General features: G+C 61.7%; 13 protein-coding genes. 7 read left to right on the top strand and 6 right to left on the bottom strand.

The features are described 5' to 3' along the window. Window positions 1–10: 10 nt before the first annotated feature. From narH to moaA, 5 genes are read left to right on the top strand one after another with little or no spacing between them, the layout of a single operon-like run. Window positions 11–1,549, top strand: coding sequence for a nitrate reductase subunit beta (narH, locus tag BVH74_RS16535; protein ID WP_080051168.1), 1,539 nt, complete (start codon window positions 11–13; stop codon window positions 1,547–1,549). A gap of 2 nt (window positions 1,550–1,551) precedes the next feature. Further along, on the top strand, window positions 1,552–2,274 hold the full coding sequence (narJ, locus tag BVH74_RS16530) for a nitrate reductase molybdenum cofactor assembly chaperone (RefSeq protein ID WP_080051167.1): 723 nt from the start codon (window positions 1,552–1,554) through the stop codon (window positions 2,272–2,274). 9 nt (window positions 2,275–2,283) lie between these two features. Further along, complete coding sequence (gene narI / locus BVH74_RS16525; RefSeq protein ID WP_080051166.1) at window positions 2,284–2,964, top strand: respiratory nitrate reductase subunit gamma; 681 nt, start codon at window positions 2,284–2,286, stop codon at window positions 2,962–2,964. Window positions 2,965–3,024: 60 nt separating this feature from the next. Next, window positions 3,025–3,843, top strand: a complete 819-nt coding sequence (locus BVH74_RS16520) for a peptidylprolyl isomerase (protein WP_080051165.1) — start codon at window positions 3,025–3,027, stop codon at window positions 3,841–3,843. Between the two features lie 9 nt (window positions 3,844–3,852). Beyond that, complete coding sequence (gene moaA, locus BVH74_RS16515; protein WP_080051164.1) at window positions 3,853–4,845, top strand: GTP 3',8-cyclase MoaA; 993 nt, start codon at window positions 3,853–3,855, stop codon at window positions 4,843–4,845. 54 nt (window positions 4,846–4,899) lie between these two features. Here moaA and BVH74_RS18995 read toward each other — a convergent pair whose 3' ends face one another. From BVH74_RS18995 to BVH74_RS16490, 5 genes are all read right to left on the bottom strand, one after another. Beyond that, a complete protein-coding gene (locus BVH74_RS18995; RefSeq protein ID WP_308417524.1) occupies window positions 4,900–6,183 on the bottom strand; it encodes a NarK family nitrate/nitrite MFS transporter in 1,284 nt (427 codons plus the stop codon). 6 nt (window positions 6,184–6,189) lie between these two features. Beyond that, complete coding sequence (locus tag BVH74_RS18990) at window positions 6,190–7,569, bottom strand: MFS transporter (protein ID WP_080051162.1); 1,380 nt, start codon at window positions 7,567–7,569, stop codon at window positions 6,190–6,192. Between the two features lie 73 nt (window positions 7,570–7,642). Beyond that, window positions 7,643–8,011 (bottom strand): YbaN family protein, encoded by a 369-nt coding sequence (locus BVH74_RS16500; protein WP_080051161.1) that lies wholly within the window; start codon window positions 8,009–8,011, stop codon window positions 7,643–7,645. A 21-nt stretch (window positions 8,012–8,032) separates the two neighbouring features. Next, window positions 8,033–8,782 (bottom strand): Crp/Fnr family transcriptional regulator, encoded by a 750-nt coding sequence (locus BVH74_RS16495; RefSeq protein ID WP_080051160.1) that lies wholly within the window; start codon window positions 8,780–8,782, stop codon window positions 8,033–8,035. An 87-nt stretch (window positions 8,783–8,869) separates the two neighbouring features. After that, window positions 8,870–10,021, bottom strand: a complete 1,152-nt coding sequence (locus BVH74_RS16490; RefSeq protein WP_080051159.1) for an NnrS family protein — start codon at window positions 10,019–10,021, stop codon at window positions 8,870–8,872. Window positions 10,022–10,162: 141 nt separating this feature from the next. Between BVH74_RS16490 and BVH74_RS16485 the strand changes: the two genes are divergently transcribed. Beyond that, on the top strand, window positions 10,163–10,597 hold the full coding sequence (locus tag BVH74_RS16485; RefSeq protein ID WP_080051158.1) for a hypothetical protein: 435 nt from the start codon (window positions 10,163–10,165) through the stop codon (window positions 10,595–10,597). Window positions 10,598–10,603: 6 nt separating this feature from the next. On the opposite strand, the gene ytfE is transcribed toward BVH74_RS16485, so the two are convergent. Then, on the bottom strand, window positions 10,604–11,260 hold the full coding sequence (gene ytfE, locus BVH74_RS16480) for an iron-sulfur cluster repair protein YtfE (RefSeq protein ID WP_080051157.1): 657 nt from the start codon (window positions 11,258–11,260) through the stop codon (window positions 10,604–10,606). Window positions 11,261–11,410: 150 nt separating this feature from the next. Between ytfE and norR the strand changes: the two genes are divergently transcribed. Then, window positions 11,411–12,946, top strand: coding sequence for a nitric oxide reductase transcriptional regulator NorR (norR, locus tag BVH74_RS16475; protein WP_080051156.1), 1,536 nt, complete (start codon window positions 11,411–11,413; stop codon window positions 12,944–12,946). Window positions 12,947–13,006: the final 60 nt, after the last annotated feature.

The raw sequence follows: 13,006 nt of genomic DNA, 5'->3' as shown, positions 1-13,006 counted from the left end.
GGAGACAGCCATGAAGATTCGTTCACAAGTGGGCATGGTGCTGAACCTGGACAAGTGCATTGGCTGCCATACCTGCTCGATTACCTGCAAGAACGTATGGACCAGCCGTGAAGGTATGGAGTACGCCTGGTTCAACAACGTCGAGACCAAACCCGGCATTGGCTATCCCAAGGAGTGGGAGAACCAGGACAAGTGGAAGGGTGGCTGGGTACGCAACAAGGACGGCTCGATCAACCCGAAGATCGGTGGCAAGTTCCGGGTGCTGGCGAACATCTTCGCCAACCCCGACATGCCGACCATCGACGACTACTACGAGCCGTTCGATTTTGACTACCAGCATCTGCACACCGCACCCGAGTCGGCCCACCAGCCGACCGCCAGGCCGCGTTCGGCGATTTCCGGCAAGCGCATGGAGAAGATCGAATGGGGCCCGAACTGGGAAGAAATTCTTGGCACCGAGTTCGCCAAACGGCGCAAGGACAAGAACTTCGACCAGGTCCAGGCCGACATCTATGGTGAGTATGAAAACACCTTCATGATGTACTTGCCGCGTCTGTGCGAGCACTGCCTGAACCCGGCCTGTGCGGCCGCCTGCCCGAGTGGCGCGATCTATAAGCGCGAAGAGGATGGCATCGTCCTGATCGACCAGGAAAAGTGCCGCGGCTGGCGCATGTGCATCAGCGGCTGCCCGTACAAGAAGATCTACTTCAACTGGAAGAGCGGCAAATCCGAGAAGTGCATTTTCTGTTATCCGCGGATCGAGTCGGGCATGCCGACCGTCTGCTCGGAAACCTGTGTTGGCCGGATTCGCTACCTCGGCGTACTGCTGTACGACGCCGACCGGATTCATGAGGTGGCCAGTACCCCGAACGAGCAGGACCTGTACCAGAAGCAACTGGAGATTTTCCTTGATCCGCATGATCCCAAGGTGATCAAGCAGGCGCTGGCCGATGGCGTGCCGATGTCGGTGATTGAGGCGGCTCAGCAATCGCCGGTGTACAAGCTGGCGGTGGACTGGAAGCTGGCGCTGCCGCTGCACCCGGAATACCGCACGCTGCCGATGGTCTGGTACGTGCCGCCGCTGTCGCCGATCCAGAATGCAGCCGAGGCTGGCAAGGTCGGGATGAACGGCATTCTGCCGGATGTCGACAGCCTGCGCATTCCGCTGCGCTATCTGGCCAACCTGCTGACTGCCGGTGATGAAGCGCCGGTCAAGCTGGCGCTCAAGCGCCTGCTGGCCATGCGCGTGTACAAGCGGGCCCAGCAGGTCGACGGGGTGGAAGACCTCAAGGCACTGCAAGAGGTGGGTCTGACCAAGGCGCTGGCCGAAGACATGTACCGCTATCTGGCGATTGCCAACTACGAGGACCGCTACGTGATCCCCACCGCGCACCGCGAAGAGGCGCTGAGCGAAGTCTTTGCCGAGCGCAATGGTTGTGGCTTCAGCTTCGGCAGCGGCTGCAATGGCAGTTCCGAGGTCAACATGTTCGGTGGCAAGAAGGCCAGCCGCCGTGACGTGCTCAAGACCGTGCAGATCTGGGAGAACTGAACATGCGAATTCTCAAGGTAATTTCCCTGTTGCTCGATTACCCCGAGGCCGCCGTCCAGGCGGCCCGGGATGAGCTGAACCAAGCGATTGCCGCTGCCCGGGAGGTCAGCCCGGCCCAGCGTCAGGCCCTGCAGGCGCTGCTGGAGCGTGTTGCTGGCCAGCCATTGCTGGACGTGCAGGAAGCCTGGACCGAGCTGTTCGAGCGTGGCCGCTACCTGTCGCTGTTGCTGTTCGAGCATGTGCATGGCGAGTCGCGCGATCGCGGTCAGGCGATGGTCGATCTGATGGCCCAGTACGAGGCTGCCGGTTTTGCCATCGGGGTCAAGGAGCTGCCGGACTACATCCCGCTGTACCTGGAGTTTCTTGCCAGTCGAGAGGATCTGGAGGCCCGCGAAGGTCTGGCCGACGTACAGCACCTGCTGGCGCTGCTGGCTGCCCGGTTGGCCGAGCGTGAGTCGGACTATGCCGCTTGCTTGCAGGCGCTGTTGCAGATTGCCGGGTGTGAGCCGGAAACGGCCACCGCCGGTATCGAACCGGGCCAGCCCGATCACAGTCTGGAAGCACTCGACCGGGACTGGCAGGAAGAGGAAGTGACCTTCCTCAATGGCGACAGCCAGGGTGCCTGCGGCACCAGCCGGGCACCGGGCAAACCGCGTGAAGAGCAGGCGGTGCCGGTGCATTGGGTCGGGTTCAACGATAACGCCGTATCGGCCGGCAAGGCCTAGGAGGCAAGCATGTCAAACTTCAATTTTCTTCTGTTCGGCGTGTATCCCTACATTGCCCTGGCGGTGTTCGTGATCGGCAGTTGGGCGCGCTTCGATCTGTCGCAATACACCTGGAAGGCGCACTCCAGTCAGCTTATGCATGACAAGGGCCTGCGTCTGGCCAGCAACCTGTTCCATATCGGCATCCTGTTCATTCTGGCCGGGCACTTCGTTGGCCTGCTGATTCCGGAGGCGATTTATCACCATGTCATCAGCACCTCGAACAAGCAGTTGCTGGCGATGGTGTCGGGCGGGTTCTTCGGCATCCTGTGTCTGGTCGGTCTGCTCATGCTGATTCACCGGCGCATGACCAACCCGCGGGTACGTGCCCAGTCGAGCTTCTCGGACATCATGATTCTCTGGGTGCTGCTGGCGCAACTGCTGCTGGGTCTGGCCACCATTCCGGCCTCGGCCGGACACATGGATGGCTCGGTGATGGTGTTGCTGGCCAACTGGGCACAGTACACCGTGACCTTCCAGCCGTTCCTGGCGGCTGCGTCGATCGAGCCGGTCAGCCTGGTCTACAAACTGCACGTGTTCCTCGGCCTGACGCTGTTCGTGCTGTTCCCCTTTACCCGGCTGGTGCACATCATCAGTGCCCCGGTGTGGTATCTGGGTCGCCGTTATCAGATCGTCCGTCAACGTGGTTGAGAGCCTGGTGCGTGCAGGGCAGTTACCTGCACGCTTTCAGACCCGTACAGGAGTAGAGCGATGAACAACGCTGCGATCATTGCCAGCAGTGAGCGTGCCGAGTGGCCGCAGGTCAGGGTCAACGGTATCGAGCTGGACCCCGAGGCGATTGCCCGGGAAATGCAGTATCACCCGGCCGAGAATCGTGAGGATGCGATTTATCTGGCGGCTCAGGCACTGGTGATTCGAGAGTTGCTGGACCAGCGGGCTGCCGAGTTGGGTGTGGAAGTACGGCCCGCTGCGGGTGAAACGGCCGAAGAGGCCCTGATTCGTGGCTTGCTGGAGTGCGAGGTGCAGGTGCCGGAAGCCGATGAGGCCAGCCTGCAACGTTTCTACCAGGCCAATCAGGCGCGCTATTGCAGTGCTCCACTGGTGGCGGCCAGTCATATCCTGCTGGCCGTGCCGGCCGAGGATGCGGTGGGGCGCAGCCAGCAGCGTGAGGTGGCGCTGCAGTTGATCAGTCAGTTGCAGGAAGCGCCCGAGCGGTTTGCCGAACTGACCAAGCGGCATTCCGATTGCCCATCCAAAGAGCAGGGCGGGGCGCTGGGTCAGATCAGCCAGGGCCAGACCGTGCCCGAGTTCGAGCGGCAGTTGCTGCGTCTGCCAGAAGGCTTGTCGGCGCAGCCACTGGAGTCGCGTTACGGTCTGCATATCGTCAGGGTCGATCAGCGTATTGATGGCCGCCAACTGCCCTATGAGCATGTTCGCGACAGCATCGCCCGGGAGCTGGGTGAGCGGGTCTGGCGCAAGGCGGTAGTGCAGTATCTGGAAACCCTGATGGCTGAGGCCGAGATCGAAGGTATCGTTCTGCGTGCCGCTGATTCGCCACTGGTGCAATAGGAGGGCGTCATGACTGAGGCAGCGCTGATCGACGGCCTGGGCCGACGTATCGATTATCTGCGGCTGTCGGTGACCGACCGCTGCGACTTTCGCTGCGTCTACTGCATGGCCGAGGATATGACCTTTCTGCCACGCCAGCAGGTCTTGAGCCTGGAGGAGATTGAACGGCTGGCCCGGCTGTTCGTCGCCCGCGGGGTGAAGAAAATCCGCCTGACCGGCGGCGAACCGCTGGTGCGTCAGGGTATTGTCGGGTTGTGTGAGCGCATCAGCGCGCTGCCCGGTTTGCGTGAACTGGTTATGACCAGCAACGGCTCGCAACTGGTCAAGCTGGCCCGGCCGTTGGCCGATGCCGGTGTCAAACGCCTCAACATCAGCCTCGATAGCCTCGACCCCGCCCGGTTCCGGGCGATCACCCGCACTGGCGAGCTGGCGCAGGTATTGGCCGGGATTGAGGCCGCGCGCAGTGCGGGTTTCGAACGTATCAAGCTCAATGTGGTGGTGATGAAAGGGCGCAATGCCGACGAAGTCCCGGCGCTGGTCGACTACGCCCTGAACCACGGGCTGGATATCAGTTTCATCGAGGAGATGCCGCTGGGCGAAGTGGGCCGTTCACGCGCTGAGTCGCTGTGCAGCAGCGATGAAGTCCGTGCCCGGATCGCTGAACGCTACAGTTTGCTCGATAGCACCGAAAGCACCGGTGGCCCGGCCCGTTATGTGCGGGTAGCGGATTACCCGGCCTCGCGTATCGGTTTCATCTCGCCGCACTCGCACAACTTCTGCGCCAGTTGCAACCGCGTGCGGCTGACTGCCGAAGGTCGGCTGCTGCTGTGCCTGGGGCATGAAAACGCCATCGATCTGCGCGCGCTGGTGCGCCGCCACCCGACCACTGACGCACCGATTCATCAGGCCCTGGACCGGGCCATGCAGCTCAAACCGGCCCGTCACCAGTTCGAAGTGGATCAGGTACAGATTCTGCGGTTCATGAACGCCAGTGGTGGCTGACCGGCAAAGATCATCTCCCTTGGGGCCGCATAAGCAACCCATTTTTTACCTCCCTCAGCACGGCGCGGGTGCTCCGCGCCGGGCATAGAACCACCAGGTTACGGCAATGCAGCTGGCGTAGAACAGGATGAAGCCGATGAAGGCCGCGGCCACGCTGCCAGTGAGTTCAATGGAGCTGCCGTAGGCCTTGGGGATGAAGAAACCGCCATAGGCGGCAATCGCCGAGATGAAACCGATGACCGCCGCCGATTCGCGGTTGGCGGCCTTCTGGGCCTCTTCGGCGCGTTCGTTGCCCAGCTCGCGCAGTAGCAGATCATGGAAAATCACCGGAACCATGCGGAAGGTCGAGCCGTTACCGATACCCGAGCAGACGAACAGCAGCAGGAACATGGCAAAGAAGCCCCAGAAGTTACCGCTCCCTTGGTCGCTCGGCAGAAAGCTCAGCACACCGATGACCCCGCCGATCATGACCACGAAGGCCCAGAGGGTTACTTGTGCGCCACCAAGCCTGTCGGCCATGGCACCGCCGACCGGGCGCGCCAGAGCGCCAACCAGAGGCCCAAGGAAGGCATACTTGACCGGGTCCATTTCCGGGAACTGCATGCCGGCCAGCAACGGGAAACCGGCGGCAAAACCGATGAAACTGCCGAACATGCCCATATACAGCCAGCACATCAGCCAGTTGTGCTGACGCTTGAAGATCACCGCCTGATCCTTGAAGCTGGCCTTGGCGTCGGCGATGTCGTTCATGCCGAACCAGGCCGCCAGGGCGGCCACTACGATCAGTGGCACCCAGATGAAGGCGGCGTTCTGCAGCCAGACCGGATTGCCAGCGTTGCTGCCCTCCTGAATGATCAGCGGCTCACCGGCCATGCCGCCGAAGACGCTGCTGGCAATGGCCAGCGGTGCCAGCAACTGCATGGCGGACACCCCGAGGTTGCCGAGCCCGGCATTCATGCCCATGGCTGCGCCCTTGTGTGCCTGCGGGTAGAAGAAGCTGATATTGGCCATGCTGGAGGCAAAATTGCCGCCACCAAAACCGCACAGCAAGGCCAGGATCAGCATAATCAGGTAGGGCGTATCCGGATTTTGCACAGCAACCCCGATCCACAGGCAGGGCAGCAGCAGGCTGGCGGTGGACAATGCCGTCCAGCGCCGACCACCGAAGATCGGCACCATGAAACTGTAGAAGATCCGTAAGGTGGCGCCGGACAGTGCCGGCAAGGCGGCCAGCCAAAACAACTGGTTGGCGCTGTAACTGAAGCCCAGGGCTGGCAGCTTTACTACCAGAATGCTCCAGATGGTCCAGACCGCGAAGGCCAGCAACAGGTTGGGGATCGAGATTCACAGGTTACGAGTGGCGATGCGTCGCCCGGTGGTGTCCCAGAACTCTGGATCTTCCGGACGCCAGTCGTCCAGCACAAAGGCCTTGGGGGTGGCCAGCTCCGGCAGATCGGTCGAGACTTGCTGGGTTTGCCATTCGACCCGCTCGGCCCGGCGAATACTGTAGTGCATCCAGCCCAGTGCCGCAGCGACGATCAGAAACAGCAGCATGAAGCTGCTTTGCCAGATGCCGATGACGTCATTGAGCATGCCGAAGGTCAGTGGCAGGCAAAAACCGCCCAGCCCCCCCACCATGCCGACCACCCCGCCAACCGCGCCGACATGCTTGGGATAGTAGACCGGAATATGTTTGAACACCGCCGCCTTGCCCAGCGACATGAAGAATCCGAGGATGAAGATCAGCACGGTGAAGGCATACAGGCTGATTTCAAAGTGAAAGCGAACCTCGCCCTGGACACCTGCAATGATGAAATCGGTAGCCGGATAGCTGAGCACAAAGGTGCAGGCTACCGAAGCCAGAAAGGTCCAGTACATAACCTTGCGGGCGCCGTAGCGGTCTGACAGCACCCCGCCGAGAATGCGAAACAGCGAGGCAGGTACGGTATAAAGCGCGGCAATGATCCCGGCGGTCTTGATGTCGACCTTATAGACGCCCATCAGATAGTGCGGCAGCCACAGGGCCAGGGCAACGAAAGCGCCAAACACAAAGAAGTAATACAGCGAGAAGCGCCAGACCCTGGGGTCGGCCAGGGGCGAGAGTTGCTCGAGCATTCCCGGCGCGCCTTGTTGTCTGCGTTCGGCGGCCAGAGGGTCCTCACGGGCGGCGAGCAAAAACACCACGCCCATGATGGCCAGGATAGCTGCATAGACCTGAGCCGTTCCCTGCCAGCCGAGGGCGACCAGCAGAAAGGGGGCGGCGAAGTTGGTGACCCCCGCCCCGACATTGCCGGCGCCGAAGATGCCCAGCGCCGTGCCTTGACGCTCGGGCTCGAACCAGGCGGCGGTGTAGGTCACGCCGACAATGAAGGCGCCCCCCGCCAGGCCTACACCCAGTGCGCCGAGCAGCAGCATGGGGTAATTCTGTGCATAGGTCAGCAGGTAGGTGCAGGCGGCGCTGGTCAGCATCAGCAGGCCGAATACCCAGCGGCCGCCATAGCGGTCGGTCCAGATCCCCAGAAACAGCCGACTGATCGAACCGGTCAGTACTGGCGTGGCCATTAGCAGGCCGAGCTGGGTATCACTCAGGCCGAACTCGGTTTTCATGCTCAGGCCGATGATGGAAAACACCGTCCAGACCGCAAAGCACAACGTGAAGGCCAGGGTGGACAGGCCCAGAGCCTGATATTGCCGGCTCCGTGGCACAGGGGTGGGCAAGGCCATGAAGTTCTCCTTTCCTTCATTACTCAGTCAGATATGAACGCCGTCAGGTCTAACTGTAGTAGAGGCAGGCGATCTATCCAGTGTGGCTGGAGGGCTCCGGCCGGGTCCAAAGCCACAGCGCGACGCACAGCAGGAAGGCCGGCAACAGCCAGCGGAGCAGTTGTGGTGCTGGTAGCAGCCAGATCATCAGCACGCTGCTGAGCATCAGGGCACTGGCCAGCCATTTGGCTCGGCGCGGAACGGCCCGGTGCTCGCGCCAGTTACGGATCAGCGGACCGTAATGCGGGTGGGCGAGCAGGCGGGCTTCCAGTTCTGGCCAGCCGCGAGCGCCAGCCCAGGCCGCTACCAGAAGAAAGGGCGTGGTCGGCAGGCCGGGCAGTACTACGCCCAGGCTAGCCAGGCCGAGACACAGGGAGGCCAGTGTGCGCCAAAACCAGAACATGGGTGGGGTTGGTTCTCTGGGTCAGGATCTGTCGCTGCAAAGTATAGGCTTTCCAGAGTCTGCTTGAACGTTCGAGCAGTCTCCCTGGGAGAATTCATTGAGCAGCCGCGACAGGCTGGGAATCCGGATATGCCGGGCCTTGCTCTCGATAAGCCCGCGTTCGCGCAGATTTGCCATGGCCCGTGACAGGGTTTCCGGCTTGATTGACAGCCGCGCGGCGATCAGGCCCTTGGGCAGCATCAGGTCGATGGCGGCGCTGTCCTGCGAGTGGTCCTTGACCTGGCCAGCCAGGTACAGGGCCAGGCGCTGAGTGGCATTTTGCAGCGTCAGATTTTCCAGTTCGTCCAGGCGTTGATGCAGACGAATGCTCAGGTGGCCAAGCAAGTGCAGACAGGTCTGCGGGTTTTCCTGCAAATGATGCAGCATCAGGCGGTTGGAGAAGGCGACCAGTTTGACCGCATCCAGGGTTTCGGCGCAGACCGGATAGACCGACTTGCGCATGAACATCACCGCTTCAGCGAAGGTGTGGCCCGGCTGGATGATTTCCACCACCTTTTCCTTGCCATCGGCAGATATGCGATACAGCTTGACGCGGCCCTCCAGCACCATGAAGAAACGCTCGGCAGGATCGCTCTGGCGCAAAATCTGCGCGTGGGAGTGATACTCACGGTAGTGAGCGTCGGCCAGCAGTTGGTCTTGCACTGCGGGGCTGAAATGAGCCAGCAGTGGGTGGTGGAGGACCTGCAGGCGGTGCGGTTTGCTGAGTGGCATGAGCGTTCCATCATCGAAGGCAGAGTTTCAGAGTAAATTCTTGACGGCCATCAAGCCATGCCCCCAAAGAGGTAACTGGTTTGCAGTTCAGCCTGGCTTTCCATCTGCACGTGGGGCCCAGAGCATGGGCGCGTAGTGGCAGAGAAACAGGGCGAAGGCTGCTGTCCAGCACAGGCTGCTCAGCCAGAAACCGGCCAGCGGCTGACTGGGCGCCAGCCAGACGCGCAGTGGTACCGCCAGATTGAGCAGGGCGAAGGCCACTCCCATGCTGAGGGGTGGCTGCAGCGGCCGACCTGTGTGGCCGAGGCTGACTCTGGCGATCATGGCCAGAATCATGCCGGCCATGGCCCCGATGGTCAGCAGATGCAGGCCCTGGCTGAAGCCGGGACGCCAGCCCAGATGCCAAAAGCCGCTGATCAGCAGGGCCAGTACCAGCCAGGCATAAGCCAAGTGCAGGGACCAGAGCAGCGGCACGCGCCAGATGCCCGGGTGGTGCCAGCGCAGCAGGCGGATTAGGTGTCCTGCGGCCAACACCAGAAACAGTACGGCTTGCCAGGGAGCGGCAACCAGTCCAATACCGCTGAGTACCAACAGTGCCAGCAACAAGCCGCCGATCAACAGAGTGTGATCGAGCCAGGGCCAGGCCGTGACCTGGGCGTTCAGCCCCAGCCCGCGACTGGTGAAGAAGGGGATGACCCGGCCACCGATCAGGCCGATCAGCGCGGCAATTAACCAGATGGCCGCCAGCGCGCCTTGGCGTTGCAGGCCGTGATCGTTGCGTTCCAGGCCGATCAGACTGAGCAGGTTGCACAATGTCAGCAGGCCGAGCACCAGCACGATCGGGTAATTGCGTGCCTGGCGCACTTGCCACAGACGCAGGCCAAGCACGATCGCCACTGCCGGCAGGAAGATCAGATCCAGGGGGATCAGCAGCCAGTTGGGCGCGCCGAGCAGCCAGGCGAGGCGGGCAGCCAGCCACAGCCCGGCCAGGAGTGCCAAAGGACGCCCGGCCAGACCGGCGATGCTGGTCCAGTTCTGCACGGCAGTCAGCAGAAAACCGGCCACAATGGCCACGGCGAAGCCGAAGGGCATTTCATGCCGGTGCCAGGCCAGCCAGCCACCGGCCGGCTGCCAGTCGATCAGGCCGAACAGGGCGGCGATCCACAAGGGGACCGCCAGTGCGGCGTACAGGCTGCCGGCTAGAAAAAAGGGGCGAAAGCCCAGACCGAATAGGGCCATGGAAATCTCCTTGCTGTTGCCGCATGCTGCCGTTACAGGAGCGGTTGCGACAATATGTCCTTGGGGGTACCTCGGTAGCAGCCTTTATTTGGGAGGTACTTCTAGTAAGCTGAAACCAGCCATGGCCGACGGACCCGAACAATGACCTATCTGCTACTCAAGAGCCTGCATTTGCTGATGGCTATCGCCTTCATTGGCGCACTATTTTTCCAGGTTCTGATTCTCTGGCCTGCTGTGCGTGAACTGGAGCCAGCCAGCCGAACCAGACTGGCAGAGTTGCTGGGCCAGCGTGCGCGCCATGTCATCCATTGGGTGGCCTTACTGCTGTATGGCGCGGGTATCGCCCTGGCCTGGCCCTATCGGCGGTTGCTGGCCGACCCACTGGCGACCACCTTCGGCACGCTGCTGAGTCTTAAAATTCTGCTGGCGCTGCTGATCATCGGTCATTACCTGGCGTTGATCGTGTTGCGCCGCCGCCAGTTGATTGCCGAGCGCGGCATGCACTGGCTGAACGTCAGTCTGTTGCTGCATGCCGTGCTGCTGGTTATCTGTGCCAAGGCAATGTTCGTGCTGTAATGCCGGTCAGGCCTGGAACAGGATGTTGTTTTCCAGATGAATGTGTTGCATCAGGTCCTGGCGCAGTTCTTCCAACCCGCGGTACAGCGCCTGCCAGGTGTTGCAGGCACCGGGTGGCGGGGTGATGTCGTTGGTCAGGTTGATAACCCCTTCGAGCGCATCGCCATGCTGCTCATGCTCGAAGCGCATCACGCTGATGGGGCCGGAGGCCATGGCGGCATGCCCGCGGGCCAATAACGGGAACAGGATCTGCTCCTCTTTCAGCATGTGGCTTTCCAGTTCCTGAAGCATGGCGCACAGATGATCGGCCAGGCCGTTGGGGCACTCGGGCCGGTCACCATGTACCTGCTCGACCCGGCGGGCCAGGCGAATCAGTTCCGGCAGTTGTTCGCGGTGCCGGGCATGATAGCGATGCAGAATGTGATCAATCAGTTCCGCGGCACTGGCGCTGCTCCAGTCCTGGGTATCGCCGGGGCCGGCGCTCAGGCGCTGCAATTCATTGATCACTGCATCTGGCTCCAGGCCTTTGCGGGCACTGGCTTCGGCCAGGGTCCGATGACCATTGCAGCAGAAGTCCAGGCGGTAGTCGTGAAACACTTTGGTGGCGCCGGGAATACTGCGGGCCAGATCGCCCAAAGGGCTGTTGAGATAGTCGATGTTCATGCACTTGCTCCGTTCAGTGGATCTAACTGAACCATGTCAAGCTCTGTGCCAGTTTTTAAGTTGTTGATATTTATTGGCATTTTGATTTTTATGGTCATTATTACTCATCAAAAATAGGGTTTATTTGACCGTCACAGGGTAGATTGAACCATGATCGACAAGCTGCTTTTACCTGACCTGGTTGCGGATCTGCCCGCTGCGGTACGTTTGCAGCGCCTGGTGCACGTATTGCGCGAGGCGTTTGCCTGTGGCGCGGTGGTGCTGCTACAGCGCGAAGATGACTGCCTGCGGCCTCTGGCGGCGGTGGGGTTGGTGCAGGATGCGCTGGGCCGGCGTTTCGAGATTGCACGCCACCCACGTCTGGCAGCCTTGCTGTCGCGCCGTGAGCCGACCTGGTTCGAGCCGGGCAGCCCGCTACCGGATCCCTATGACGGCTTGCTCGACGACAGCCCCGGTGCGCCGCTGCCGGTACACGATTGCATGGGTGTCAGTCTGTATGTGGAAGGTGAGTTGTGGGGGGCTCTGACCTTTGACGCACTGCGCGCCGGTACCTTTGACGAACAGGCCAGGTTGCGTCTTCAGGAGCTGTTGCCGTTGGTTGAGGCGCTACTGCGGGTAACACGCCTGGAGCAGGAAAACCGGGCCTTGCGTCTGGACCGGGTGACTGCGCCCGAGACGCTGCCTGGTCGCTTCGAGCATGGCATTGTCGGTCAGAGCCCGGCGGTCACCCGCTTGCTCGAGGAGCTGGCAGTGGTGGCCGATTCAGACTTGCCGGTACTGTTGAGTGGCGAAACCGGGGTGGGCAAGGAGCTGTTTGCCCATTGGCTGCATCGCCACTCGGCGCGTGCGGATAAGCCGTTGGTTCAGGTCAACTGTGCGGCGTTGCCGGAGTCGCTGGCTGAAAGCGAGCTGTTCGGCCATGTCAAAGGCGCATTCTCCGGGGCGGCCAACGATCGCAGTGGCCGATTCGATGCCGCTGACGGCGGCACCCTGTTTCTCGATGAGGTCGGTGAGTTGCCTCTGAGTGTCCAGGCCAAGCTGCTGAGAACCCTGCAAAATGGCGAGATTCAGCGTTTGGGCGCTGACCAGCCGTTGCGGGTTGATGTGCGGATCATCGCAGCCACCAACCGTAATCTGGCCGACTCGGTGGCCAAGGGCGACTTCAGGGCCGATCTGTACCACCGGCTTTCGGTCTACCCGGTGCCGATCCCGGCCCTGCGTGAGCGTGGCAATGACATCCTGCTGCTGGCCGGGCACTTTCTTGAACTCAATCGGGCGCGTCTGGGCGTGCGCAGCCTGCGTCTGGCCAGCGATGCCGAACAGGCACTGCTGGCCTATGACTGGCCCGGCAATGTGCGTGAGCTTGAGCACGTGATCAGTCGGGCGGCGATCCGGGCGTTGGGGCGTGAAGGCTCGCGCCAGGCCATGCTGGTCCTGGATACGGGAGTATTGGATGTGCCGGCCAGTGTCGCCCCGGTGCTCAGGGACGAACGCAGTGTTGGCGCGGCACCTACGGGTGTGCAGCCCATGCGTATCAGCGTGGACAGTTGTCAGCGCGAGCAGATTCGCCGGGCACTGGCGGTGACCGATGGCAACTGGAGCGCCGCGGCGCGAATGCTGGATCTGGACCCGAGCAACCTGCACAAATTGGCTCGGCGGCTGGGGCTGAAAAGCCTCGGTGAGTGACCGGTGGTACAGGCAAATGGCGCACCGTTGATATGCGTCAAGGTGTCGGCAAGGCGCTGG

The sequence above is a fragment of the Halopseudomonas phragmitis genome (genome assembly GCF_002056295.1).
Lineage (GTDB): Bacteria > Pseudomonadota > Gammaproteobacteria > Pseudomonadales > Pseudomonadaceae > Halopseudomonas > Halopseudomonas phragmitis.
This window is presented reverse-complemented; position numbering and strand designations above follow the sequence as displayed.

Excerpts from the sequence above, each read along its gene's own strand:
- narH (WP_080051168.1), top strand. The coding sequence starts at position 11 with ATGAAGATTCGTTCACAAGTGGGCATGGTGCTGAACCTGGACAAGTGC.
- narJ (WP_080051167.1), top strand. The coding sequence starts at position 1,552 with ATGCGAATTCTCAAGGTAATTTCCCTGTTGCTCGATTACCCCGAGGCC.
- narI (WP_080051166.1), top strand. The coding sequence starts at position 2,284 with ATGTCAAACTTCAATTTTCTTCTGTTCGGCGTGTATCCCTACATTGCC.
- BVH74_RS16520 (WP_080051165.1), top strand. The coding sequence starts at position 3,025 with ATGAACAACGCTGCGATCATTGCCAGCAGTGAGCGTGCCGAGTGGCCG.
- moaA (WP_080051164.1), top strand. The coding sequence starts at position 3,853 with ATGACTGAGGCAGCGCTGATCGACGGCCTGGGCCGACGTATCGATTAT.
- BVH74_RS18990 (WP_080051162.1), bottom strand. The coding sequence starts at position 7,569 with ATGGCCTTGCCCACCCCTGTGCCACGGAGCCGGCAATATCAGGCTCTG.
- BVH74_RS16500 (WP_080051161.1), bottom strand. The coding sequence starts at position 8,011 with ATGTTCTGGTTTTGGCGCACACTGGCCTCCCTGTGTCTCGGCCTGGCT.
- BVH74_RS16495 (WP_080051160.1), bottom strand. The coding sequence starts at position 8,782 with ATGCCACTCAGCAAACCGCACCGCCTGCAGGTCCTCCACCACCCACTG.
- BVH74_RS16490 (WP_080051159.1), bottom strand. The coding sequence starts at position 10,021 with ATGGCCCTATTCGGTCTGGGCTTTCGCCCCTTTTTTCTAGCCGGCAGC.
- BVH74_RS16485 (WP_080051158.1), top strand. The coding sequence starts at position 10,163 with ATGACCTATCTGCTACTCAAGAGCCTGCATTTGCTGATGGCTATCGCC.
- ytfE (WP_080051157.1), bottom strand. The coding sequence starts at position 11,260 with ATGAACATCGACTATCTCAACAGCCCTTTGGGCGATCTGGCCCGCAGT.
- norR (WP_080051156.1), top strand. The coding sequence starts at position 11,411 with ATGATCGACAAGCTGCTTTTACCTGACCTGGTTGCGGATCTGCCCGCT.